This window comes from Bradyrhizobium australafricanum (assembly GCF_020329495.1).
Taxonomy (GTDB): Bacteria; Pseudomonadota; Alphaproteobacteria; order Rhizobiales; family Xanthobacteraceae; genus Bradyrhizobium; species Bradyrhizobium australafricanum.
Genome location: NZ_JAGKJL010000007.1, coordinates 112,176 through 135,504 on the forward strand (window position 1 = coordinate 112,176; position 23,329 = coordinate 135,504).

A 23,329-nucleotide genomic window follows, 5' to 3' on the forward strand; every position below is an offset into this window, starting at 1 on the left:
AAGGCCGACTCGCTTGAGCTCCCCAAGTCACGGCAGACCATAGTCACGGCCCTAAACCGCGCCAACTCACGCTTCTTTACCGATTGTTACCCCATCTCCGCCGCATTCACGCCCAAGGTAAACCAAACTACGGCAGCGAAAGCGGTCCTCGGCGACGCGCCATCTGACCACCGAAAGAATAATTAATCATTTAAAATCAGTTGCTTGTTCATCCGGCGCGATCGCCTGCCCGCGCCAAGGAAAAGGCCCCGGCGGTTCCCCGCCGAGGCCTTCTTCGTGGCCAAGATTGTAACAAACTTCAGTTTGCCTGCCGGCGCAGGAAGGCCGGGATATCAAGATGGTCGTCACCCTGTGGCGCCGGGGCAACAGGTGCCTGGCGGCCATGAGCGTCCAGACCCTGCGGCGCAGGGCGCTTTGCATATTCGGATACCGGCGATTCGTTCGCCGAGATCTGCTGGGCGACGCTGCGGGCCGGCTTGCGCTCGGGCAGCGGCGGCATCGTCGGCATGGCCGGACCGGAGGTACGGGCCGCGATCGGCGGCTCGGTCTCTTCGTCGCGGCGGCCGAGGCCGACATTGGCTAGCCGCTGCAGCAGCGACAGGCGGGTCTTCTGCGGGTGTTCCGGTTCGCCGTCACCGCTGGCCTGGCGGATTTCGGCCTGCGCCGGCATCGGCAGATCCTCGAACTTCGGCATCCGCGGAGCACGGACCGGCGACCGTTCCGCCGCCTGCGGGATGAAGGTTTCGGGCGGCATCGGCTCATGCTGCTCGGCCCGGGCGGCCTCGTGGTCCGGGAACAGCGAGGGCTTCTGGGCAATCGGCCGCACGGTGACGTCACCGTAGGAGGCCGGCTGCATCGGCGCCTGGGCAGCCGGCGCGCTGTCGGGAGCAACCGCTGCGGCGATCGCCGCGAGCGCGGCGCGCTCCACAGCCGGACGCTGTTGCGGAGCGGCGGTAGCCGCAATCGGGGCGACTGTCACGCCGGTCGGCGGTTCCAGCTTCTGGGCACGTTCGGCCATGCGCTGATTGTCGGCACGCAGGCGGGCGGTCAGATCGGCCAGCCGGCTCTCCGGCGAACCGCCCGACTGCTGCGCGGCGGGAGCCTGGGCGCGGGAGGCGATCGCGGCCTGCTCGATACCGGTTGCGACCACCGAGACGCGAATGACGCCGTCGAGCGATTCGTCGAAGGTGGCGCCGACGATGATGTTGGCGTCTGCGTCGACCTCTTCGCGGATGCGGGTGGCGGCTTCGTCGACCTCGAACAGGGTCAGGTCCTTGCCGCCCGTGATCGAGATCAAGAGGCCGCGGGCGCCCTTCATCGAGCTGTCGTCGATCAGCGGGTTGGCGATCGCGGCTTCCGCGGCGGTCAGCGCGCGCTTCTCGCCGGTGGCTTCGCCGGTGCCCATCATCGCCTTGCCCATTTCACGCATCACGGCGCGGACGTCGGCGAAGTCGAGGTTGATCAGACCTTCCTTGACCATCAGGTCGGTGATGCAGGCGACGCCCGAGTACAGCACCTGGTCGGCCATCGCGAAGGCGTCGGCGAAGGTGGTCTTCTCGTTGGCGACCCGGAACAGGTTCTGGTTCGGAATGATCAGCAGCGTGTCGACCACCTTGTGCAGCTCGGCGATGCCGTGCTCGGCGGTGCGCATGCGGCGCTGACCTTCGAAGTGGAACGGCTTGGTCACCACGCCGACGGTGAGGATTCCCATCTCGCGCGCGGCCTTGGCGATCACGGGTGCAGCACCGGTGCCGGTGCCGCCGCCCATGCCGGCGGTGACGAACACCATGTTGGCGCCGGTGAGGTGATCGCGCAGCTCGTCCATCACCTCCTGCGCGGCCGCAGCGCCGACGTCGGGCTGCGAACCGGCGCCGAGGCCCTGGGTGACCTGGGTGCCCATCTGCACGATGCGCTGCGCCTTCGACATGGTCAGCGCCTGCGCGTCGGTGTTGGCGACGACGAAGTCGACGCCCTGCAACCCGGCGGTGATCATGTTGTTGACGGCATTACCACCCGCGCCGCCGACGCCGAAGACGGTGATCCGCGGTTTCAGCTCGCTGATGTCAGGGGGTGTCAGATTGAGTGCCATGGTTGCCTCTCTCGATTATGCGCGCGTTGGTTCGTCCCGGCCGCTGGCCGCCGGAGCTGGTGAAAATGCAGTGAGCCGGGGTGCGGTCATCAGAAGCCCTCGCGAAGCCATCGTCCGACCTTTCCGAAGTAACCGTCTGTCCCTGTCCTGAGCTGCCGCGTGCGCCGCGGTTCGACATGTTCAAGATGTGCGTATTGCGGATAGACCAGGAGGCCCGTCGGCACCGAGAACGAAGCGCCCTTCGCCTCGTTCGGCAGCCGGCCGAAGCCGAGCGGACGGCCGATGCGGACCTGACGGTTCAGGATGCGGGTGGCAAGCTCGACGGTGCCGGTGAGCTGCGAGGCGCCGCCGCTCAGCACGACGCGCGCCCTCGGCTCTGCCGCAAAGGGGGAATCCGCGAGCCGGTCACGGACCATTTCGAAAATCTCCTCGGCGCGATGCCGGACAATGTTCGCAATCGTGGCGCGGGACACGATTTGCGGTGTCTCCCGATCATCGCCTGCAGTGGGAACGGACATCAGCTCGCGCGAGTCCGAACCGCCGGTCAGCACCGTGCCGTATAAAGTCTTGATTCTCTCGGCATCCGCAATGCACGCGCCGATGCCGCGCGCAAGGTCCATCGTGATGTGTTGTCCGCCCAGCGCAAATCCGGATGCGTGCACGAGACGTCCGCCGGAGTATGTCGCGATCGTGGTCGATCCCGCGCCCATCTCGACGACGGCAGCGCCGAGATCGGCCTCGTCGTCGGTCAGCACCGAGAGGCCCGCGACATAGGGGCTCGACGCCATGGCTTCGACGTTGAGATGGCAGCGCTCGACCACCAGCATCAGGTTCTTGGCGACCGTCGCATCCGACGTCACCACGTTCATGTCGACGCCGAACTGGCGCGCCACCATGCCTCTGGGATCGCGGATGCCCTTGACGCCGTCGAGCGCGTAGCCGACCGGCAGCGCGTGCAGCACGGTGCGGCCCGCGCCTGCGGCGTGGCGCATGCCGGCGGACGTGACGCGGCTGATATCGTCCGAGGTCACCGAGCCGCCGCGGATATCGGCCGCGGCCTCGACCAGCTGGCCGTGCTGCCGGCCGCCGGAGACTGACAGCAGGACGGATTCGACACGGACTTTCGCCATGCGCTCGGCCAGCGCCACCGCGTGGCGCACCGCCTTCTCGCATTCGGCGAGATCGACGACGGAGCCGGCCTTGACGCCGCGCGACTGGATCTGGCTGTAGCCGATCAATTCGACCGCATGGGTGCGTCCGCGCAGCGCCTCGTTCGGCGGCGACGGCCTCAGCCGCGCGATCATGCAGGCGATCTTGCTGGAGCCGACATCGAGCGAAGCCACCATCGCGGTGCGCTTCTGCATCGGGCGCGTCTTCGGGGTCAGGTTGCGATCGAGGCCGGTCATGCGGAGTCACCGGCCTTCTTCTTGGACTTCTTGTCCTTGAACAGCTCGTCGCGCGCCTTGCCGGCGTCCTCTGACAATTGCACGATCAGCCGATCGGGCAGGCGCATGTCGACGGCGACAATGTCGCGCGAGAACAGCTTCTCGTCCTTGTCGAGCCGCGAGAGCGCAGCGAGCGCGTTGCCGACGTCGTTCTCCGGCAGGCGGACGTCGAGACCGTCCTTGAGGCGCAGGTTCCAGCGCCGCTCGCCGACGAAGATCGCGGCCTTGGTCACCGAACGGACCTGCGGATAACGGTCGAGCAGCGCCAGGAAGTCGTGGGCCCTGACGTCGGCGCCCTTGCCGACCACCAGCGGCAGATTGAGGAAGCGGCGCGAGACGTAGGGCTCGAGCACCGCGCCGTCGGAAGCGATCACCGACAGGCGGCCGTTCTGCTGCCACAGCGCGAAGGCGGTGCGCTCGACGATGTCGATCTGCAGCCGGCCCGGATAGAGCTTCAGGATCGTGGCATCCGCGATCCAGGGATTGGCCTTCAGCTTGGCGCGCACGGTGTCGGCGTCGAGGAACAGCAGCGAGGAGCGGCCGTTGACGCCGCCGATCGCGAGCACCTCGTCCTGGCTTAGCTGCTTGCGGCCGTTGATGCCGACGGTGGTGATGCGGAAGCCGGCGGTGTTGGCGAGCGCGTTGCGGGCGTCGCTGAGCGCGGTGGTGAATTCCTCGACATGGCCGCCCTTGACGATGCCGAGGCCCAGGCTGCCGAACAGGATCGCGAGCGTCGCGACCAGCCCGATGCGGCGCGGCAGATAACGTTCGACCATCAGGATGTAGCGGTTCGGCGGCTCGCGATCGATGATGACTTGCGGCCGCTTGGCGGGATGCCGCCTGCGGCGCGCGAGATGGGCGCCGACATACTCGCGCAGCAGCACCGCCGCTCCAATAGCGGCTGCTCTCAGGTCAGCTTGAGGCCCCAGCGATCGCAGCGATCGGGTGAGGCGTCCTGCACCATCCATTGCACGAGCTCGTCACATGTTGCGCCCGCAAACCCGCGGGTCCCGGCACAAATCACGTCTCGGCTAGACCGGTGGGATTAGAGTGGCCCCCTGTTCCCTGGTTGCGATCCTCGAAGCGGTAATCCGCGACAGCTCACGCCCCGGCAGCCAAGCGCTACATGCGCCGCCAGCGTTAACCTTCGGGCTTCCTGGTAAACAAACGGTAAATGACTTCGGCCTGGAGCGTGTTTTGACCAACGCTGTGAGTACTTTGCCGCGAACTCGTTAGCATTTTAGCAACAGCGCCCGGGTTCCCTCCGGCCGACCAGGGCGGGTTCCGCCCGGCAGGGCGTTAACTTCGGACGCGGCGGCGGGCCAGCTCGATCTGGTCGGTGAGGAAGTCGGCAAAGGCGATGCCCTGTGCTTTCAAGGCCTTAGGGTACAGTGATGCCGCGGTGAGCCCCGGCAGGGTGTTGGTCTCGAGGTAGACCGGGCCATTGGCCGAGACGATGAAATCGCTGCGCGAGTAGCCGGTGCAGGACAGCGCGCGGTGCGCCCGCAGCGCATGGTCCATGATCGCGGCGCTGACCTCGGGCGCAAAGCGGCCGGGACAGATCTCCTGGGTCGACTTCAGCAGGTATTTGGCTGTGTAGTCGAAGGTTCCCTCCCCCGGCACGATCTCGATCGGCGGCAGCGCGAACACGGAGCCGTCGGACTGCTCGAGCACGCCACAGGTCGCCTCCACGCCCGACACGAACGGCTCGATCAGATACTCTTCATGCTTCGCGGCATTGCGGACCGCGACGAGATCCTGCTTCGCGTTGACGAAGATCAGCCCGTAGCTCGATCCGTCCTTGGCGGGTTTTGCAATCAGCTTGCCGTGTTTCGCAAAGGCGTCATCGATCTGTTCGACATTGATGCCCTGCGGCGCGTTGAGGCCAGCGATCGCGGCGAAACGCTTTGCCGACGGCTTGTCGAACGCCAGATGCGACGACGCCGAGCCGGAGCCGGTGAACGCGACATTGCGCATCTCGCACATCGCCTGCAATTCGCCATTCTCGGCGCGGCCGCCGTGCAGGCCGAACACCAGCACGCGCTGCTCGGCGCCCGCCTTGTCGAGCGCCTGGTCGAGTGCGATGCCGCGACCGTCGGGTTTGAAGTCGACCTCGAACGGACGCGTGTGGCCGAGCAGTTTTTCCGACGTCACCGCGTGCACGGTGTCGTCGACGTCCCAGAACCAGAGGTCCGCGTCGGGCAGCGCGCGGTGCAGCGCCTGCGTGCTCGCCACCGAGACCAGCCGCTCCTTGTTGGTGCCGCCGAACAGAATGGTCACCTGCATCTTCTTTGCCTGTCTTCGCTACTTCCGTCATTCCGGGATGGTCCGAAGCACCGGACCCGGACTCTCGAGATTCCGGGTTCGATGCTGCGCATCGCCCCGGAATGACGACTACGATGAATTTCCGATCCGCTTGATTTCCCAGTGTAGCTCAATTCCGCTGCTTTGCTTGACCCGTTCACGCACCGTCTCGCCGAGCGTCTCGATGTCGTGCCCGGTGGCGTTGCCGGTGTTGATCAGGAAATTGCAGTGCATCTCCGACACCTGCGCGCCGCCGACCTTGAGGCCGCGGCAGCCGGCGGCGTCGATCAGCTTCCAGGCGCTGTTGCCGGGCGGATTCTTGAAGGTCGAGCCGCCGGTCTTCTCGCGGATCGGCTGCGCGGTCTCGCGATGGGTCTGCACCTCGTTCATGCGGGCGCGGATCGCCTCAGCATCGGTGATCCTGCCGCGGAAGCGCGCCGAGGTGAAGACGATGGACGGATCGACGCCGCTATTGCGATAGACGAACTTCATGTCGGCATTGCCGAACGTATGCTTCACGCCGTCGCGGCCGATGCCGGTGGCCTCGATCAGCACGTCCTTGGTCTCGCCGCCATTGGCGCCGGCATTCATGCGCAGCGCGCCGCCGACGGTGCCGGGAATGCCGAAGAAGAATTCCATGCCGCCGATGTCAGCCGCCGCAGCCGTCTCGGCGACGCGCTTGTCGAGCGCCGCAGCGCCGGCGGTGACGACATCGCCGGCCGCGCTGGTCTCGCCGAACGCGCGCGGCGCGAGCCGGATCACGACGCCAGGCATGCCGCCATCGCGCACGATCAGATTGGAGCCGACGCCGACGACGTAGACCGGCAATTCCTGCGGCAGGCGCTTCAGGAAATAGGCGAGGTCATCTTCATCTGCCGGCGTGAACAGCACCTGCGCCGGGCCGCCGACGCGAAACCAGGTCAGCTCCGCCAGCGACTGGTTCGCCAGCAGCCGCCCGCGCAGCTCCGGCATCGCGGCTTTCAGATCGGGCGTGATGTCGGGGAAGGTCATGGGTGACCTCTCCATCCGTCATGGCCGGGCTTGTCCCGGCCATCCACGTCTTGCAATATCCCCACATGACAGAGGGGTACGTCTATTTTCTGACCAACCGTCCGAACGGCATGCTCTACGTCGGGGTAACGAGTGATCTTGTCCGCCGGATATTCGAGCACCGTTCCGGCTTCGTCGACGGCTTCACCAAGCGAGGACTGAAGCGACTCGTCTACTTTGAGCACTTTGACGAGATCCGTACAGCCATCCAGCGCGAACACACCATCAAGCATTGGCGGCGCGCTTGGAAGATCCGCAAGATCATCGCAGCGAACCCGAACTGGGACTGCCTGTACGACGCGATAGTGCAGTGAAGACGTGGATGGCCGGGACAAGCCCGGCCATGACGTGGATGGATACGAGGCCATCATCACCCCAGCGCCTTCAATTCGCCGGGCAGTGCGTAGGCCCATTGCGTGATGTTGCCGGCGCCGAGGCAGACGACGAGGTCACCGGGCTTGGCAAGACCGTGCACGATCTTTGCGAGCTCGCCCGCGTTCGGCAACGGGACAACGTTGCGATGGCCGTGGGCGCGCAGGCCGGCGGCGAAATGATCACGGTCGATGCCGGCGATCGGCGCCTCGCCGGCCGGATAGACCTCGGCGACCACGACCGCATCGGCATCGTTGAAGCAGGTGCAGAATTCCTCGAACAAGGATTGCAGGCGGGTGTAGCGATGCGGCTGCACCACGGCGACGATCTTGCCGTTGACGGATTCCCGCGCCGCCTTCAGCACGGCTGCGATCTCGACCGGATGATGACCGTAATCGTCGATCACGGTGATGCCGTTGGTTTCGCCGGTCTTGGTGAAGCGCCGCTTGACGCCGCCAAAGCCGGCCATGGCCTGGCGGATGACGTCATCGGACACGCCAAGCTCGTGCGCGACCGCGATCGCCGCCGTCGCATTCGATGCGTTGTGGCGCCCCGGCATCGGCAGCATGATATCGGCGATCTCATGGACCGCGCCGGACTTGCGATCGCGGATCGCGACCGAGAATTTCGAGCCGCCGCCCATCGGCGTCAGCTCCTTGAGCTGCGCATCGGCCTGCGGGTTCTGGCCGTAGGTGATGATGCGGCGGTCTTCGATCTTGCCGACGAGAGTTTGCACCACGGGGTGATCGGTGCACATCACGGCAAAGCCGTAGAACGGGACGTTCTCGACGAAATTGCGGAACGCGTCCTGGATCGCCTCGAAGGTCTTGAAGTGATCGAGATGCTCGGGGTCGATATTGGTGACGATGACGACATCGGACGGCAGCTTCAGGAAGGTGCCGTCGCTCTCGTCGGCTTCGACCACCATCCAGTCGCCGGCACCGAGCCGCGCGTTGGAGCCATAGGCGTTGATGATGCCGCCATTGATCACGGTCGGATCGAGCCCACCGGCATCGAGCAGGGTCGTCACCATCGTGGTCGTGGTGGTCTTGCCATGGGTGCCGGCGATCGCGACGCAGCTCTTCAGCCGCATCAGTTCCGCCAGCATCTCGGCGCGCCGCACCACCGGAATGCGTCGCGCGCGGGCCGCCATCAGTTCGGGATTGTCGCGCTTGATCGCAGTCGAGACCACGACGACATCGGCGCCGTCGACATTCTCGGCGGCGTGGCCGACCGAGACCTTGGCGCCCTTCTTGCGCAAGCGGTCGAGGTTGTAATTGTCCGAAGCATCGGAACCCTGCACGGTGTAGCCGAGATTGATCAGTACCTCGGCGATGCCGCTCATGCCGATGCCGCCGATCCCGACGAAGTGAATGGGTCCGATCTCGCGCGGCAGTCTCATGATGCTAACACCTTCATCGTCTCCGGACTCACCCCGGCAATTCTCCGACTTATGAAAGACTGATATGGCCGGGACAAGCCCGGCCATGGCGTCCCACGGCCGAAATTCCTCGAAAGCGGCCTAAATTCCGGCCACTTTCGCAACCAGATCGGCCAGCCGCTCGGCGGCATCGAGCCGGCCGACGCCGCGCGCCGACGCCGCCATCGTGGTCAGTTTCACGGGCTCGGCGGCGAAGGCCGAAATCTCGGCGGCCAGCCGCTCGGGCGTGAAGTCGCCCTGCGCGATGCGCAGCGCGCCGCTCGCCTGCGACAGCACGCCGGCATTGGCAAACTGGTCCTGATCGATCGCGCCCGGCAGCGGCACCAGGATTGAGGGCCGGCCGATCGCGGCGAGCTCGGCGACCGTGCCGGCGCCCGAGCGCGAGATCACGAGCTGGCTCGAGGCGAGGCGCGCCGGCAGGTCGGCGAAGAACGGCGCGAGCTCGGCGTTAATCTCGAGCCGGTCGTAGACCGCGCGCACCCGATCCATGTCCTCTTCGCGCACCTGCTGGGTGACGATCAGACGGCTCCACAGCGCGGGCGCGAGCTGCTCGATCGCGGGCGGCACGATATCGCTCATCACCCGCGCGCCCTGGCTGCCGCCGACGACGAGCAGGCGCAGCGGCCCGTTCGCCTCGGGCGACGTGTATTTCACCGCAGCGGCCGCAAGGATCGCCGGCCGCATCGGCGTGCCGACCGTGGTGGCCTTGCCGGCCAGCGCGGGATCGCGATCGAGCACGCCGGGCAGCGAGGTCGCGATCGCGTTGACGCGGGCAGAGAGGAAACGATTGGCGCGGCCGAGCACGGCATTGGCGTCGTGGATGATGCCGGGAACGCCGAGCAACCGCGCCGCCATCAGCGGCGGCAAGGTCGGGTAGCCGCCGAAGCCGACCACGGCCGCGGGCTTCAGCCGGCGCACCAGGTTGGCGGCGACCAGCGTGCCATAGCCGAGCATCAGCACGGTGCGCGCCAGCGAGATCGGGTTGCGGCTGCGCACGGTCGCGCTCGGCACGAGGTCGATACTCTCCCTGCCGAACAGGCCGGAATAGCGCAGCGCGCGGCCGTCAGTGGCGAGCCGGACGCGCAGGCCACGCCTGATCAATTCCACGGCGAGCGCTTCGGCCGGGAACAGATGGCCGCCGGTGCCACCGGCCGCCAGCAGAATCAGGGGCGCGTTGTCCATGGCCGCCTTTTACATCGTCGTTGCGAGCGAAGCGAAGCAATCCATCGCCCCGCAGAACGGAGGGATGGATTGCTTCCGCCTTCGCCGAGGCTTCGGCGGACAAGTCGTCGCTTCGCTCCTCGCAATGACAACAAGGGTTCACCTACGCGTAGGCGCGCTGAGCGCTGGCGCCTTCCATCGATTCGATCTCGGTGCGCGGCCGCTGCCGCGTCAGCGCCAGCATCATGCCGACGCCATAGGCAAGCGACACGAACGAGGAGCCGCCATAGGAGATGAACGGCAGCGTCATGCCCTTGGCCGGGATCAGTTGCAGATTGACCGCCATGTTGATCGTCGCCTGCACGCCGAACAGGATCGCAAGCCCCGACGCCGCAAAGCGCGAGAACATATCCTCGGTGGCATAGGCGCGGGTCAGCGTGCGGATCACGATGAAGCCGAACAGCGCGACCAGCATCAGGCAGAGGATGATGCCGAACTCTTCCGCCGCGACCGCGAATACGAAGTCGGTGTGGCTGTCCGGCAGGCTGCGCTTGGCGATGCCCTCGCCCGGCCCCAGGCCGAACCAGCCGCCGTTCCAGAACGCCTCCATCGCGGTGTCGACCTGGAAGGTGTCGCCGGAGGCGGGATTCATGAAGCGCTTGATGCGGCCGGCGACGTGCGGCACCAGGAGATAGGCGCCGAACAGGCCCGCGCCCGCCGCGCCGGCGAGCCCGAACACCCAGATCATCCGCATGCCCGCGATGAAGAACAGCGCGCCCCACACGGTGAGGATCAGCATGGTCTGACCGAAGTCGGGCTCCATCACCAGCAGCGTGACCAGCGTCAGCAGCAGCACCAGCGCCATCGAGGTCGCCGGCATCTCCGGCCGCTTGGTCGATTCCGCAAACAGCCAGGCCGCGACGATGACGAAAGAGGGTTTTGCAGCTTCGGAGGCCTGGATGTTGACGCCGAGCAGCGTGATCCAGCGCCGCGAGCCTTTCACCTCGGGTCCGACCAACAGCGTCAGCACGATCAGCGCTATCGAGACCGCGAACACTATCAGCGCGGTGCGCCGGATCTGCCGCGGCGTCATGAACGAGACGCCGATCAGCACCATCAGCGACGGCACCAGGAACATGACGTGGCGGTTGAAGAAGTGGAACGGATCGAGCCCGATCCGGGTCGCCACCGGCGGGCTCGCCGCCAGCGACAGGATGACGCCGGCCAGCATCAACGCGGCGATCGCGACAAGCAGCAGCTTGTCGACGGTCCACCACCAGTCCGAGAACGGGGTGCGTTGGTCACGGGCGAGCATGGGCGTCCCCAGATGGCAGAGATAACGTCCATTCGTGGCGCAGGATGGTTTCCAAGGGGTTAACGGGATGGGTAACTTTTGAGGGAGGTGAATGAGCCCCCATCCCGACGTCGTCCTGGCGAAAGCCAGGACCCATAACCACCGACTTGATAATGGACGCTACCGCGGCCCCAGCGTCGCGCATTACGCTGTGCCAATCCGCCCTACGTGTCGTCACACCACCGGCTTCACGCCCGGCAGCGCCTGCACGATGTCGCGGAAGGCGGCGCCGCGGATTTCGAAATTGCGGTACTGGTCGAACGAGGCGCAGGCCGGCGACAGCAGCACGACGGCTTCCGCGAGCCCCGATGCCTCGGCATCGCGCGCGGCGCTGGCGATCGCGACGTCGAGCGTGCCCGACATGTCGTGCGGGACGCGCTCGCCGAGCGTGCCGGAGAATTCGGCCGCCGCCTCGCCGATCAGATAGGCCTTGCGGATGCGCGGGAAATATTCGGTCAGGCTGGTGATGCCGCCGGCCTTCGGCTTGCCGCCGGCGATCCAGTAGATGTCGGCGAACGAGGACAGCGCATGCGCGGCCGCATCCGCGTTGGTGCCCTTGGAGTCGTTGACGAACAGCACGTTGCCGCGGCGGCCGACCTGCTCCATGCGATGCGCAAGACCCGGGAAGCTGCGCAGGCCGTTCTGCAGCACGTCGGTCGCGATCCCCATCGCCACCGCGCAGGCCGAGGCGCAGGCGGCGTTCTGCGCATTGTGCAGGCCGCGCAGCGAGCCGATGCCGCCTAGCCGCGCGATCTCGCTGCGCGCCGCGCCAGATGCGCGCACGATGGTTTCGTGCTCGACATAGAGGCCGTCGGGCAGCGGGTTCTTCACCGAGATGCGCACCACATGCTTGCCGGCGCGATCGAGCCGGTCGGCGATGTTGCGGCACCAGATGTCGTCGACGCCTGTGATCGCGGTGCCGCCGGCCTGTACGCCGGCAACCAGCCGCTCCTTCACCGCGGCGTAATGCTCGAGCGTGCCGTGGCGATCGATGTGATCCTCGCTGATGTTGATCAGGATGCCGACCGACGGATCGAGCGACGGTGCGAGGTCGATCTGGTAGGACGACATCTCGATCACGTGGACGCGGCCCATGCGCGGCGGCTCCAGCGACAGGATCGCGGTGCCGATATTGCCGCCCATCTGGGTGTCGTAGCCGGCGACATCAATCAGATGCGCGATCAGCGCCGTGGTGGTCGATTTGCCGTTGGTGCCGGTGATGGCGACGAACGGCGCGTTCGGCGCGTGACGGCGCCGCTCGCGGCAGAACAGTTCGACGTCGCCGATCACCTCGCACCCCGCCTCGCGCGCCTTCAGCACGCTCCAATGCGGCGCCGGATGGGTCAGCGGCGCGCCCGGGGTCAGGATCAATGCGGCGAAATTCGCCCACGACACGGTGCGCAGATCGGCGGTGGTGAAGCCGGCCTGCGCCGCCTTGACGACGTTGTCGGCTTTGTCGTCGGCGGCGATCACCTCGGCGCCGCCGGCCTTCAGCGCGTGGCAGCTCGCGAGCCCGGAGCCGCCGAGCCCGAACACCGCGACCGTCTTGCCGGAGAAGGAGGTGACCGGGATCATGTCTATCTCCCTGTCATTCCGGAAACCGCGCAGCGGTTATCCGGAATCTCGAGATTCCGGGTTCTCGCTGCGCGAGCCCCGGAATGACAGTCAATGGGATGCGAAGCCATCAGCGCAGCTTGAGGGTGGAGAGGCCGGCGAGCGCCAGCATCACCGAGATGATCCAGAACCGGATCACGATCTGCGGCTCGGTCCAGCCCTTCTGCTCGAAGTGATGGTGCAGCGGCGCCATCCGGAACACGCGCTTGCCGGTGAGCTTGAACGAGGTGACCTGGACGATGACCGAGACCGCCTCCAGCACGAACAGGCCGCCGATCACGGCGAGCACGATCTCGTGCTTCACCGCAACCGCCGTCGCACCGAGCATGCCGCCGAGCGCCAGCGAACCGGTGTCGCCCATGAAGATCGAGGCCGGCGGCGCGTTGAACCAGAGGAAGCCGAGGCCCGCGCCAAGCACCGCGCCGCACAGCACCGCCAGTTCGCCGGTGCCGGCGACGTAATTGATTTGCAAATAATCCGAGAACACCGCGTTGCCGGTCAGGTACGAGATCATGCCGAAGCTTGCGGCGGCAATCATCACGGGCACGATGGCAAGACCGTCGAGGCCGTCGGTGAGATTCACCGCGTTGCCGGCGCCGACCATCACGAAGGCGCCGAAGATCACGAAGAACCAGCCGAAATTGATCACGAGGTCCTTGAAGAACGGAATCACGAGCGAGGTCGACGACACGTCGCGCCCGAGCCGGACCAGCGCGTAGGTGGCGGCGAGCCCGATCGCCGCCTCGATCAGGAGCCGCAACTTGCCGGCGAAGCCGCTGTGCGACTGCTTTGTGACCTTCAAATAGTCGTCATAGAAGCCGACGAAGCCGAAGCCGAGCGTCACCGCCAGCACGATCCAGACATAGGGATTGAGCGGATTGGCCCAGAGCAGCGTCGACACCACGAGCCCGGACAGGATCATCAGCCCGCCCATGGTGGGCGTGCCCTTCTTGGAGATCAGATGCGACTGCGGACCATCGGTGCGGATCGGCTGGCCCTTGCCCTGCCGCAGCCGCAGATGATCGATGATCCAGGGCCCGAACAGGAACACGAACAATGCGCCGGTCACCATCGCGCCGCCGGTGCGGAAGGTGATGTAGCGGAACACGTTCAAAGCGCTGCGGAACGCCCCAAACCCCGGAACGGTGTTGGACAGTTCGATCAACCAGTAGAACATTCGAGGAGTCCTATACCGCTTCTTCGTGCGCGGCCTTGTCGGGGAAGCGTTTTTCCAGCGCGCTGACAATGAGCTTCATCTTCGATCCCAGCGAGCCCTTCACCATGATCACGTCACCGGCACGGACCGCGGCGACCGCCTGCGCCTCGAGCGCCGCCGAGCTCTCGGCATAGCCTCCCCGCTTGCCGGTGGAAAGGGCATCCCACAGATTCCGCATCAACGGACCACAACAATATACGAGGTCGATGCGGTTGGCGGTCACGGCCTCGTTGAGGCCGCGGTGCAGTTCGGGCCCGGTCGGCCCGAGCTCGAGCATGTCGCCGAGCACGGCGATGCGCCGGCCATGCGGCCCGGTCTGGGCCTGGCCGAGCACGTTCAGCGCGGCCCCCATCGAGGCCGGGTTGGCGTTGTAGCTCTCGTCGATCAGCATCGCCTCGCCATGGCCGACCTCGAGGGTGCGGCGGAAGCCGCGGCCGGTCGGCGCCTCGAGCTGCGACAGCGACAGCGCCGCGCGCGCGATATCGGCGCCGAGCAGCGAAGCACCGGCGAGCACCGCGAGCGAGTTCATCGCCATGTGCCGGCCGGGCATGCCGATCTTGTAGGTGATGTCGTGATCCAGAATATCCGCATGCACCGCCGAGCAGGTCGCGTGCAGCGACAGGTCGAGCAGCCGCGCCTCGGCGCGCTTGTCGGTGCCGAACGAGACGATGCGCGAGATGCCGGCCTGCTTGGCCCGCTTTTGCAGCCGCGCGAATTGCCCGTTGTCGCGGTTGAGCACGACGGCGCCATCGGGCTCGAGCCCTGCGAAGATCTCCGCCTTGGCGTCGGCGATCGCCTCGATGCCGGCGAAGAATTCCAGATGCACCGGCTCGATCGTGGTGATGATTGTGACGTGCGGGCGCACCATCTTCACCAGCGGCGTGATCTCGCCGGCATGGTTCATGCCGATCTCGAACACCGCAAAGCGCGTGCTGGCCGGACAGCGCGCCAGCGACAGCGGCACGCCCCAGTGATTGTTGAACGACGCCACCGAGGCATGGGTCTCGCCCTGCGCCGACAGCACGCGGCGCAGCGCCTCTTTCGTCGAGGTCTTGCCGACCGAGCCGGTCACCGCGACGATCTGCGCGTTGAGCCGCGCGCGCGAGGCATGCGCGAGCTCGACGAGGCCGGCGAGCACGTCGTCGACCACCAGCAGCGGCGCGTCAGTGGGAAACATTGCCCGTTGCGCGGTCTCGACCACCGCGAGCGCGGCACCGGCCTTCAGTGCCGCCTCGACGAAGGCATGGCCGTCATGGACGTCGCCCTTGATCGCGAAATACGCCTCGCCGGGCGCGATGGTGCGACTGTCGATCGAGAGACCGGTGACGCCGTCCGGCAGCGCGCCTTGCGTGGCGGCGCGCATCGCCGTCGCCATCGCATCCGAGGTCCACAACATCGTGCTCATGCGCCCTCCGCAGCCAGTGCACTGGCGACCGCTTCATGATCGCTGAACGGCAGCGTCGTGTTGCCGACGATCTGCCCGACCTCGTGGCCCTTGCCGGCGACGACCAGCGCATCGCCCGGCGCGAGGCCGGCAATGCCGGCGCGGATCGCCGCGGCGCGGTCGCCGATCTCGCGCGCGCCCTTCGCCGTCGCCAAGATCGCGGCGCGGATCGCCTCCGGCTTCTCGCTGCGCGGATTGTCGTCGGTGACGATGACCTGATCGGCATTCTCTGCCGCGATCGCGCCCATGATCGAACGCTTGCCGGCGTCGCGGTCGCCGCCGGCGCCGAAGATCACGACCAGCTTGCGCCTGGCATAGGGCCGCAGCGCCTGCAGCGCCTTGGCGAGCGCGTCGGGCTTGTGGGCGTAGTCGACGAAGATCGGCGCGCCGTTGTGCTCGCCGACGAATTCCAGCCGGCCCTTGGCGCCTTCGAGATGTTCGAGGCAGCCGAACACGTCGTCGGCGGCGCTGCCGGTGCCGATCGCAAGCCCGGCCGCGACCAGCGCATTCTCGATCTGGAATTCGCCGACCAGCGGCAGCCGGATCGCGTGCTTGCGTCCGCGGTGCTCGATCAGGAGCTTCTGTGCAAAGCCTTCGATGGCGGCATCGAGGAGCTTGATGCCCTCGCCTGCGTCGGCGTTGCGCCCGACCGCGATGATGCGCAGGCCGCGCGAGCGCGCCACATCGATCACCTCGGCGGAACAGTCATGATCGGCCGAGATCACCGCGGCGCCGCCTGGCGCGACCAGATCGCGGAACAGCCGCAGTTTTGCGTTGAGGTAATGCGCGACATCAGGATGATAGTCCATGTGGTCGCGCGACAGATTGGTGAAGCCGCCGGCGGCGATGCGCACACCGTCGAGACGATACTGGTCGAGGCCGTGCGAGGACGCCTCGAACGCCAGATGGGTGACGCCGTCGCTTGCGATCTCGTCGAGCTGGCGATGCAGCGCGATCGGATCCGGCGTGGTCAGCGAGCCGTAGACCGTGCGCTTGTCCGACACGAGGCCGATCGTGCCGATGCTGGCGGAGGAATGTCCGAGCCGCTGCCAGATCTGGCGCGTGAACGCTGCGACCGAGGTCTTGCCGCTGGTGCCCGTCACCGCCGCGATCGTCGCCGGCTGGCGGGAAAAGATTTTGGCCGCGGCGAGCGCCAGCGCGCGGCGCGGATTCGGCGTGATGACGAAGGCGGCGCGCGCGTGACCTTGCGGCAGATGGTCGCTGGCGACCGCGACCGCGCCGGCGGCAATCGCCGCATCGACGAAGCGCGCACCGTCGGTCCTGCTGCCAGCCAGCGCGAAGAACAGGTCGCCCGGCTTCACCGCGCGGCTGTCGACCGCAAGCCCTCCGACAATGAGCGAGGAGGCACTCGGATCGATCGTGGCATCATCGCTGAAGAGGTCGCGAAGTCTCATGATCTTCCAGTCTGGCCGGCGCCGTTCTGGCGCCGCGTGAGTATACGCCTTACTGGGTTGTTCTGGATGCCGCAAGAATAAGGCGGTCGGACGGCGGCAGGTCGAATCGCGGTTCAACGCCCAAAAGCGGCGCAATTCGGGCGATCACATTGCCGCCGGTCGGCACCGCATTCCAGCCCGAGGTGATGAACCCGTAGGTTTCCTTCAGGGGCTGCGGCTCGTCGAGCATGATCAGCAGCTGGTATTTCGGATTGTCGGCGGGCAGGATCGCGGTGAATGCGTTGAGCACGCGCTTCTTGGCGTAGCGGCCGTTGATCACCTTCTCCGCGGTGCCGGTCTTGCCGCCGATATAGTAGCCCTTGACGTCGGCCTTCTTCGCGGTGCCGATCTCGGCATTGAGCCGCATCAGATAGCGCATCTTGTCCGAGGTCTCGGGCTTGATGACGCGCTTGGCGAGCGCCATCGCCTCCTGCTCGGTGCGCTTCAGGAAGGTCGGCGGGATCAGGTAGCCGCCATTGACCAGCGCGTCGATGCCCATCACCGCCTGCAGCGGCGCCACCGCGATGCCGTGACCGAACGAGATGGTGACGGTGTTCAGTTCGCCCCATTTCTTCGGCACGATCGGGGACGCGCTCTCGGGCAATTCGGTGCGCAGCCGCTCGAGCTGGCCCATCTTGCGCAGGAACGCCTTGTGCGCGTCGACGCCCATCGCCAGCGCAATGCGCCCGGCGCCGATGTTGGAGGAATAGTAGAACACCTCCTTCATGTTGATCATGCGGCCCATGTTGTGATCATCATGGATCGCAAACTTGCCGTAGTGCAGCGGGCCACGCGCATCCCACATCGAGTTGAGGTCGAACCGGCCGCTATCCAGCGCCATCGCCAGCGTGAACGCCTTGAAGGTCGAGCCCATCTCGTAGACGCCGGTGGTCAGGCGGTTGATGCGATCGGGATCGTGCGCCTCCTTCGGATTGTTCGGATCGAAATCCGGCAGCGACACCATCGCCACGATCTCGCCGGTGCGGACGTTAGAGACGAGGCCGGAGGCGGCCTTGGCCTTGAACTTCTCTTTCGCCTTGAGCAGCTCGTCACGCAGCGCGTGCTCGACGCGCAGGTCGACCGACAGTTCCACCGGCTTCTGCAGCCGGTCGGTGGCGAAGCCCGCGCGATGCAGATCGGCCAGACCGTTGCTGTCCAGCCACTTCTCCATGCCGGCGATGCCCTGGTTGTCGATGTTGACCAAGCCGATCAGGTGGGCGACCTCGTTGCCGGTCGGATAGACGCGCTTGTTCTCGCGCAGGAAGCCGACGCCGGGAAGGCCGAGGCGATGGATGTCGCTCTGCTGCTTCGGCGTGATCTCGCGCTTCAGCCAGACGAAGCCCTTGCGCGACGACAGGCGGTCGCGCACCTCGCTGGTGTCGAGATCAGGCAGGGCTCCGGTCAAAAGCTCGATCGCCTCGTCCTTGTCGATCAGGCGGCGCGGTTCGGCGAACAGGCTCGGCGCCTTGACGTCGGTGGCGAGGATTTCGCCGTTGCGGTCGGTGATGTCGGGCCGCGCGGTCGCGATGGCGTCTTGCGAGGCGGTGCGGCGCGCGCCATGGCTGTCGGCGCCGACGGCGAACAGCACCAGCCTCCCCGCTAGCACGCAATAGACCGCGGCGAAAGCGAGGATCGCAAGACCGACACGCGCGCGCGCCTTGGCGGCGCGGTCGACATTGCTGCCATACAGCAGCGTGCGGATCAGCCGCTGGTTCCATGGCTCGGCGGGTTTCACGGCCGGTGTGTTGGCGGGTGCCGGATCGGTCATGGCTGGTCCCGTCATTGCTGGTCTCCCCCGCCCAGCCCGGAGTCTTCGGGCGCAGGCTGGTCGGCGGCCGGCTGGTCGGTCGCCGCCTTGTCGATCGATCCGGTCGTGCTGTCGGGCGCCGCGGCGGCCTCGATGGTGTCGATCATCGCGCCGATCGGATCGCGCGAACCGGGCCGCGTGAAGCTCGGCGGCCGCTCCGGCAGGCTCTTCAGGGAATCGTACTGGTTGGCGTTGACCGGCTTCAGCGGCAGATGGCGCTCGGCGAGCCCCTGCAGCCGGAGCGGCGCATCGAGCTTGGCCCATTCGGCGCGCAACGCGGCGATCGCATTGCGCTGCTCGCGGATCTCGGCATTGAGCTGCAGCACGCGTTCGACGCGCGCGGTCGATTCCATCTTGATGCGGTAGACATAGGACGCCGCGAAGATCAGCATGCCGATGACGAGGAGATGGAGAAGGCGCATCGTCACCCTCCCCGCTTCAGGTCGGACAGTCGCGGCCACGACGGCAGGTCGTCGTCGGCGTGCACCGGCGCCGCGGTGCGTTCGGCGGCACGCAGCTTGGCCGATCGCGCGCGCGGATTGGCGGCAAGCTCGGCCTCATCGGGTGTCACCGGACGCTTGGTCAGGATCTGAAAGCTCGGCGCCGCATGCGCCAACTCGGGCAAATGCCGCGAGCCGGCGGAGACCTTGCCGCGCAGGCTGAGGAAATTCTTGACGATGCGGTCTTCCAGCGAATGGAACGAAACCACGACGAGCCGGCCGCCCGGCTTCAGCACGCGCTCGGCCGCTGCGAGCGCCAGATAGAGCTCATCGAGCTCCTCATTGACGAAGATGCGCAGCGCCTGAAAGGTCCGCGTCGCCGGATGGATCTCGTTCGGCTTGGCGCGCACGACCTTCGCGACGATATCGGCAAGCGCATCGGTCGTCGTGATCGGCGCGTCCTTGCGCGCGGCGACGATGGCGCGGGCGACGCCGCGCGAATGGCGCTCCTCGCCGAAGATATAGATGATGTCGGCGAGTTGTTTCTCGGAAGCCGACGCGACCACATCTGCCGCGGTCGGGCCGCTCTGGGTCATCCGCATGTCGAGCGGACCGCCGAGGCGGAACGAGAAGCCGCGTTCGGCCTGGTCGAGCTGCATCGAGGAGACGCCGACATCCATCACGACGCCGTCGACTTTATCCACCCCCTGCGATGCGCAGACCTCGGCGAGGTTGGAGAAGCGGTCCTCGACCAGCGTCAGCCGACCGCCCGCGCCGTCGACCAGATCGAAGCCGCCGCTTATCGCGGTGCGGTCGCGGTCGATGCCGATCACGCGGGTCTCGGCGACATCGAGGATCGCCCGGCTGTAGCCGCCGGCACCGAAGGTGGCGTCGACATAGACGCCGCCGGCGCGCGGCGCGAGATACGCGACCGCCTCGCGGCCCACCACCGAAATGTGACGCGGCGCACGCTCGCTCATGCGCCGCTCCCAGGCGGGGCCGCGTAACTGGCATGCAAGCTGGGTGCGCGCCGACTCATTGCGCCTCGAATCCTCGCGCCCAGAGCCCTCTTCGTTCCGATTGGATCGGAACGGGGCTCTGGATTCCTGTCTTGACGCGTTTTCTTCACGCGAACCGGTATCCACTTCGCTCGAAAACGCGTGAAAAAGCCGCTGCGTGACGCCAGCGCCAACTCCCGTCCTCGGCCGCAAATCCTGATATCCGACCGGAATTGGGAGGGTTTCCATGGGATTTCGCGCAAACAGCGGGGCTCAGCGTCCTTTGGCCGTCCCCCGAAACCGGTTCGGCACTTCACCTCTCAGTAACGGCACTTAACGTTAAGAAAACGTTGATGATCGGTTAGCGGAATCGCGCGGCTTTGATCCGCATTCGAGTGATACCCTCGCGACCCGCTCCTGGCACAATGGGGCGGCGCATCGTGCGGATCATGGAACCCGGCAGGGGTCGATTGCGCGGCCCGCACGGTAAAGGAATAGTAAACGCCTATTTGTTTATCCATATGTCAAAATGCTTTCTCCTGGTTCGGGTTTGAGTGATTCGTATGGCTTCAAGTTCGTCTTCGTCCGGCAACGCTGATTCGAAGCGTCAGCGCGCCCTCCCTGTTCCAAAGGGGGTGGCTGACGCGAAGACGTTCACGCCGGATTCCTCGATCGCCTCCGACGTGATCCCGTCGGCGAACTTCGGCGATCGCGCCAATGGCCGGCAACCCGACATGATCGTGCTGCACTACACCGGCATGCCCGACGTCGAGGGTGCGATCACCCAGCTCTGCACGGCCGGCACCGAGGTCTCGGCGCACTACATCGTGCTCGAGGACGGCCGCATCGTGCAGTGCGTGCCGGAGAGCAAGCGCGCCTGGCACGCCGGCGTGTCCGCGTGGGCCGGCGATGACGACATCAACTCCTGCTCGATCGGCGTCGAGATTGTCAATCGCGGCCACGATTGGGGCTATCCGGATTTTCCGCTGCGCCAGATCGCGGCCGTCATCGCGCTGTGCCGCGGCATCATGCTTCGCCGCAAGGTGGTCCCGCATCGCGTGCTCGGCCATTCCGACGTGGCACCGGCGCGCAAGAAGGATCCCGGCGAGAAATTCCCGTGGCACTCGCTGGCCAATTCCGGCGTCGGGCACTGGGTGCAGCCGGCGCCGATCGTGCGCGGCGACGCGCTGCAGCTCGGTGCGATCAGCGACAGCGTCTCCAACATGCAGGCCGCGTTCCGGCGCTACGGCTACAACATCCCGACCAACGGCAAGTTCGACGGCCCGACCATGGAGGTCGTCACCGCCTTCCAGCGCCACTTCCGCCCGGAGCGCATCGACGGGATCGCCGACCGTTCCACCATGGCCACACTGCACGCGCTGCTCGAGAGCCTGCCGCCGGATGCGGCGACGGTGGTCGCGTCGAGCTAGGCTCGCCTCCGTCCGTCGTCGCGAGGAGCGGTGCATTTATCGGCCAAGTGTGCGTGCACGTTGGAACTTTTCGGCATGAGCGGTCTTTGTAGGTGGGGCGGTCCGAGTGGAGATTCGTCCATGTTCAAAGCACTGATCGCAGGAGCCGCCGCCGTCGGCCTCATTGTCGCTCCGGCAGCCGCTGGCGCTATGTCGACCCAAAGCAAGACCATGTCGTCGACCCATCACAAGACCCAGAAGGTCCATCACGCGCAGAAGAAGATGGCACCCGGCACCACGACCGGCATGTCGAAGGGGACGACGACCGGGCAATCGAGCACCGGCGCCAAGGCAAAGACAGGGTACTGAGCACGCTCAACGCCTCACGGCGCGCTGACCATCGTCAATGAATGGCGCGCCGTCACTGGCCATGCACGAGATGGGGTGCGTCACCCCATCTCGGCGATCCGCCGCGCATAGAGCCGGCGCAGCGGTTCGAGTTGCGTGGCTGCTGTTGCGGCGAGATAGGCCTGGCGCGCTTCGTCCTTGCGGCCGAGGCGGCGCAGCAGGTCGGCGCGCACCGCGGGCAGCTGGTCATATCCCTTCAAAGTGCCGCGCGCGTCCAGCGCATCGATCAGGTCGAGCGCGCGCGCCGGACCATCGACCATCGACACCGCGGCGGCGTGATTGAGCTCGATCACCGGCGACGGGCTGATGCGCAGCAGCACCTCGTAAAGACCGGCGATCTGCGGCCAGTCGGTGTCCTGATAACTCGGCGCCCGCGCGTGCAGCGCGGCGATCGCCGCCTGCACGGCGTAGGACTGCGGCCGGCCCGGCATCCGCAGCGCCTCCTCGACCAGCTCAAGGCCTTCGGCGATCTGCTGGAAATCCCACAGCGAACGGTCCTGCTCCTCGAGCAGCACGATATCGCCGCCGGCGGTCTGGCGGCCGGCGCGGCGCGCATCATGCAGCAGCATCAGCGCCAGCAGCCCCTTGATCTCGCCGCGCGCCGGTATCAGCGCATCGATCAGCCGCGCCAGCCGGATCGCCTCACGCGCAAGATCGGGCCGCATCAGATCCTCGCCGGCGGTCGCCGCATAACCTTCGGTGAAGACGAGGTAGATCACCGCGAGCACGCCGGTGAGGCGCGGCTCCAGCGCCTCACGCTCCGGCACCTCATAGGGAATGCCGGCGAGTTTTATCTTTTGCTTGGCGCGCAAGAGGCGCTGCGCCATGGCATCCTCGCTCACCAGGAAGGCGCGCGCGACCTCGACCGTCGTCAGCCCGCACACCGTGCGCAAGGTCAGCGCGACCTGGACCTCCGCCGCAAACGACGGATGGCAGCAAGTGAAGATCAGCCGCAGCATGTCGTCGTCGAGCGTTGCATCGGCCGGCTCGGGCGAGGACTCCGCATCGAGCAGGATTTGATGCGTCAGCTCCTGCTGCTTGCCGCGAAACGTCGCCGCGCGGCGAACGCGGTCGATCGCCTTGTTGCGGCCGACATTGACCAGCCAGGCACGCGGATTGGAGGGGAATTCGCCGATCGGCCAGCGCTGCAGCGCCACCGCAAAAGCATCCTGAAGCGCATCCTCGGCCAGGTCGAAATCGCCGACGAGACGGATCAGCGTTGCGAGCGCCCGGCCCGCCTCGTCGCGAAACACTTTTTCGATCTGGCTGGGGGTCATGGTCTCACCGTCATTCCGGGGCGATGCGAAGCATCGAACCCGGAAT

The 23,329-nt window shown here is 66.5% G+C and carries 19 protein-coding genes; 3 read left to right on the forward strand and 16 right to left on the reverse strand.

What is annotated here, in order from left to right; genetic code table 11:
- Window positions 1-298 precede the first annotated feature (298 nt).
- From ftsZ to murB, 5 genes are all read right to left on the reverse strand, one after another.
- Complete coding sequence (ftsZ, locus tag J6525_RS08925; protein ID WP_225643717.1) at window positions 299-2,089, reverse strand: cell division protein FtsZ; 1,791 nt, start codon at window positions 2,087-2,089, stop codon at window positions 299-301.
- An 89-nt stretch (window positions 2,090-2,178) separates the two neighbouring features.
- Complete coding sequence (gene ftsA, locus J6525_RS08930) at window positions 2,179-3,495, reverse strand: cell division protein FtsA (RefSeq protein ID WP_028332543.1); 1,317 nt, start codon at window positions 3,493-3,495, stop codon at window positions 2,179-2,181.
- Window positions 3,492-4,502, reverse strand: coding sequence for a cell division protein FtsQ/DivIB (locus J6525_RS08935; protein ID WP_225162853.1), 1,011 nt, complete (start codon window positions 4,500-4,502; stop codon window positions 3,492-3,494). Before J6525_RS08935 ends, ftsA begins: the two co-directional genes overlap by 4 nt.
- Before the next feature lie 331 nt (window positions 4,503-4,833).
- The gene (locus tag J6525_RS08945; RefSeq protein WP_092088695.1) at window positions 4,834-5,820 is read right to left on the reverse strand and encodes a D-alanine--D-alanine ligase family protein; all 987 of its coding nucleotides are present in this window, start codon (window positions 5,818-5,820) and stop codon (window positions 4,834-4,836) included.
- Between the two features lie 108 nt (window positions 5,821-5,928).
- Entirely contained in the window at window positions 5,929-6,849 is a 921-nt protein-coding gene (gene murB, locus J6525_RS08950) for a UDP-N-acetylmuramate dehydrogenase (protein WP_092088697.1), read from the reverse strand.
- A 20-nt stretch (window positions 6,850-6,869) separates the two neighbouring features.
- On the opposite strand from murB, the gene J6525_RS08955 reads away from it, so the two are divergent.
- A complete protein-coding gene (locus J6525_RS08955; RefSeq protein ID WP_092088699.1) occupies window positions 6,870-7,202 on the forward strand; it encodes a GIY-YIG nuclease family protein in 333 nt (110 codons plus the stop codon).
- 56 nt (window positions 7,203-7,258) lie between these two features.
- Here the strand turns inward: J6525_RS08955 and murC are convergent, their stop codons facing one another.
- The 10 genes from murC to rsmH form a co-directional block, all read right to left on the reverse strand.
- Window positions 7,259-8,662: a UDP-N-acetylmuramate--L-alanine ligase gene (murC, locus tag J6525_RS08960; protein WP_092088700.1), complete on the reverse strand. Its 1,404-nt coding sequence runs from the start codon at window positions 8,660-8,662 to the stop codon at window positions 7,259-7,261.
- A gap of 120 nt (window positions 8,663-8,782) precedes the next feature.
- On the reverse strand, window positions 8,783-9,883 hold the full coding sequence (gene murG, locus J6525_RS08965; protein WP_092088702.1) for an undecaprenyldiphospho-muramoylpentapeptide beta-N-acetylglucosaminyltransferase: 1,101 nt from the start codon (window positions 9,881-9,883) through the stop codon (window positions 8,783-8,785).
- A 142-nt stretch (window positions 9,884-10,025) separates the two neighbouring features.
- Entirely contained in the window at window positions 10,026-11,177 is a 1,152-nt protein-coding gene (gene ftsW, locus J6525_RS08970) for a putative lipid II flippase FtsW (protein ID WP_016846580.1), read from the reverse strand.
- 213 nt (window positions 11,178-11,390) lie between these two features.
- Window positions 11,391-12,791 carry a UDP-N-acetylmuramoyl-L-alanine--D-glutamate ligase gene (gene murD, locus J6525_RS08975; protein WP_225643719.1) on the reverse strand — a complete coding sequence of 467 codons (1,401 nt, stop codon included), beginning with the start codon at window positions 12,789-12,791 and terminating at the stop codon, window positions 11,391-11,393.
- Between the two features lie 109 nt (window positions 12,792-12,900).
- A complete protein-coding gene (gene mraY / locus J6525_RS08980) occupies window positions 12,901-14,007 on the reverse strand; it encodes a phospho-N-acetylmuramoyl-pentapeptide-transferase (protein WP_016846578.1) in 1,107 nt (368 codons plus the stop codon).
- A 10-nt stretch (window positions 14,008-14,017) separates the two neighbouring features.
- The gene (locus J6525_RS08985) at window positions 14,018-15,451 is read right to left on the reverse strand and encodes a UDP-N-acetylmuramoylalanyl-D-glutamyl-2,6-diaminopimelate--D-alanyl-D-alanine ligase (RefSeq protein ID WP_225643721.1); all 1,434 of its coding nucleotides are present in this window, start codon (window positions 15,449-15,451) and stop codon (window positions 14,018-14,020) included.
- Complete coding sequence (locus tag J6525_RS08990) at window positions 15,448-16,905, reverse strand: UDP-N-acetylmuramoyl-L-alanyl-D-glutamate--2,6-diaminopimelate ligase (RefSeq protein WP_225643724.1); 1,458 nt, start codon at window positions 16,903-16,905, stop codon at window positions 15,448-15,450. Before J6525_RS08990 ends, J6525_RS08985 begins: the two co-directional genes overlap by 4 nt.
- A gap of 49 nt (window positions 16,906-16,954) precedes the next feature.
- The gene (locus tag J6525_RS08995; protein ID WP_050385389.1) at window positions 16,955-18,712 is read right to left on the reverse strand and encodes a peptidoglycan D,D-transpeptidase FtsI family protein; all 1,758 of its coding nucleotides are present in this window, start codon (window positions 18,710-18,712) and stop codon (window positions 16,955-16,957) included.
- A gap of 11 nt (window positions 18,713-18,723) precedes the next feature.
- Entirely contained in the window at window positions 18,724-19,173 is a 450-nt protein-coding gene (ftsL, locus tag J6525_RS09000; RefSeq protein ID WP_092087644.1) for a cell division protein FtsL, read from the reverse strand.
- Between the two features lie 2 nt (window positions 19,174-19,175).
- Window positions 19,176-20,171, reverse strand: coding sequence for a 16S rRNA (cytosine(1402)-N(4))-methyltransferase RsmH (gene rsmH / locus J6525_RS09005; protein ID WP_225643726.1), 996 nt, complete (start codon window positions 20,169-20,171; stop codon window positions 19,176-19,178).
- 581 nt (window positions 20,172-20,752) lie between these two features.
- Here rsmH and J6525_RS09010 point away from each other — a divergent pair.
- Window positions 20,753-21,619 carry an N-acetylmuramoyl-L-alanine amidase gene (locus tag J6525_RS09010; RefSeq protein ID WP_076824121.1) on the forward strand — a complete coding sequence of 289 codons (867 nt, stop codon included), beginning with the start codon at window positions 20,753-20,755 and terminating at the stop codon, window positions 21,617-21,619.
- A 120-nt stretch (window positions 21,620-21,739) separates the two neighbouring features.
- Window positions 21,740-21,967, forward strand: a complete 228-nt coding sequence (locus tag J6525_RS09015; protein WP_016840052.1) for a hypothetical protein — start codon at window positions 21,740-21,742, stop codon at window positions 21,965-21,967.
- Between the two features lie 80 nt (window positions 21,968-22,047).
- On the opposite strand, the gene J6525_RS09020 is transcribed toward J6525_RS09015, so the two are convergent.
- On the reverse strand, window positions 22,048-23,283 hold the full coding sequence (locus tag J6525_RS09020; protein ID WP_225643728.1) for an RNA polymerase sigma factor: 1,236 nt from the start codon (window positions 23,281-23,283) through the stop codon (window positions 22,048-22,050).
- Window positions 23,284-23,329 lie beyond the last annotated feature (46 nt).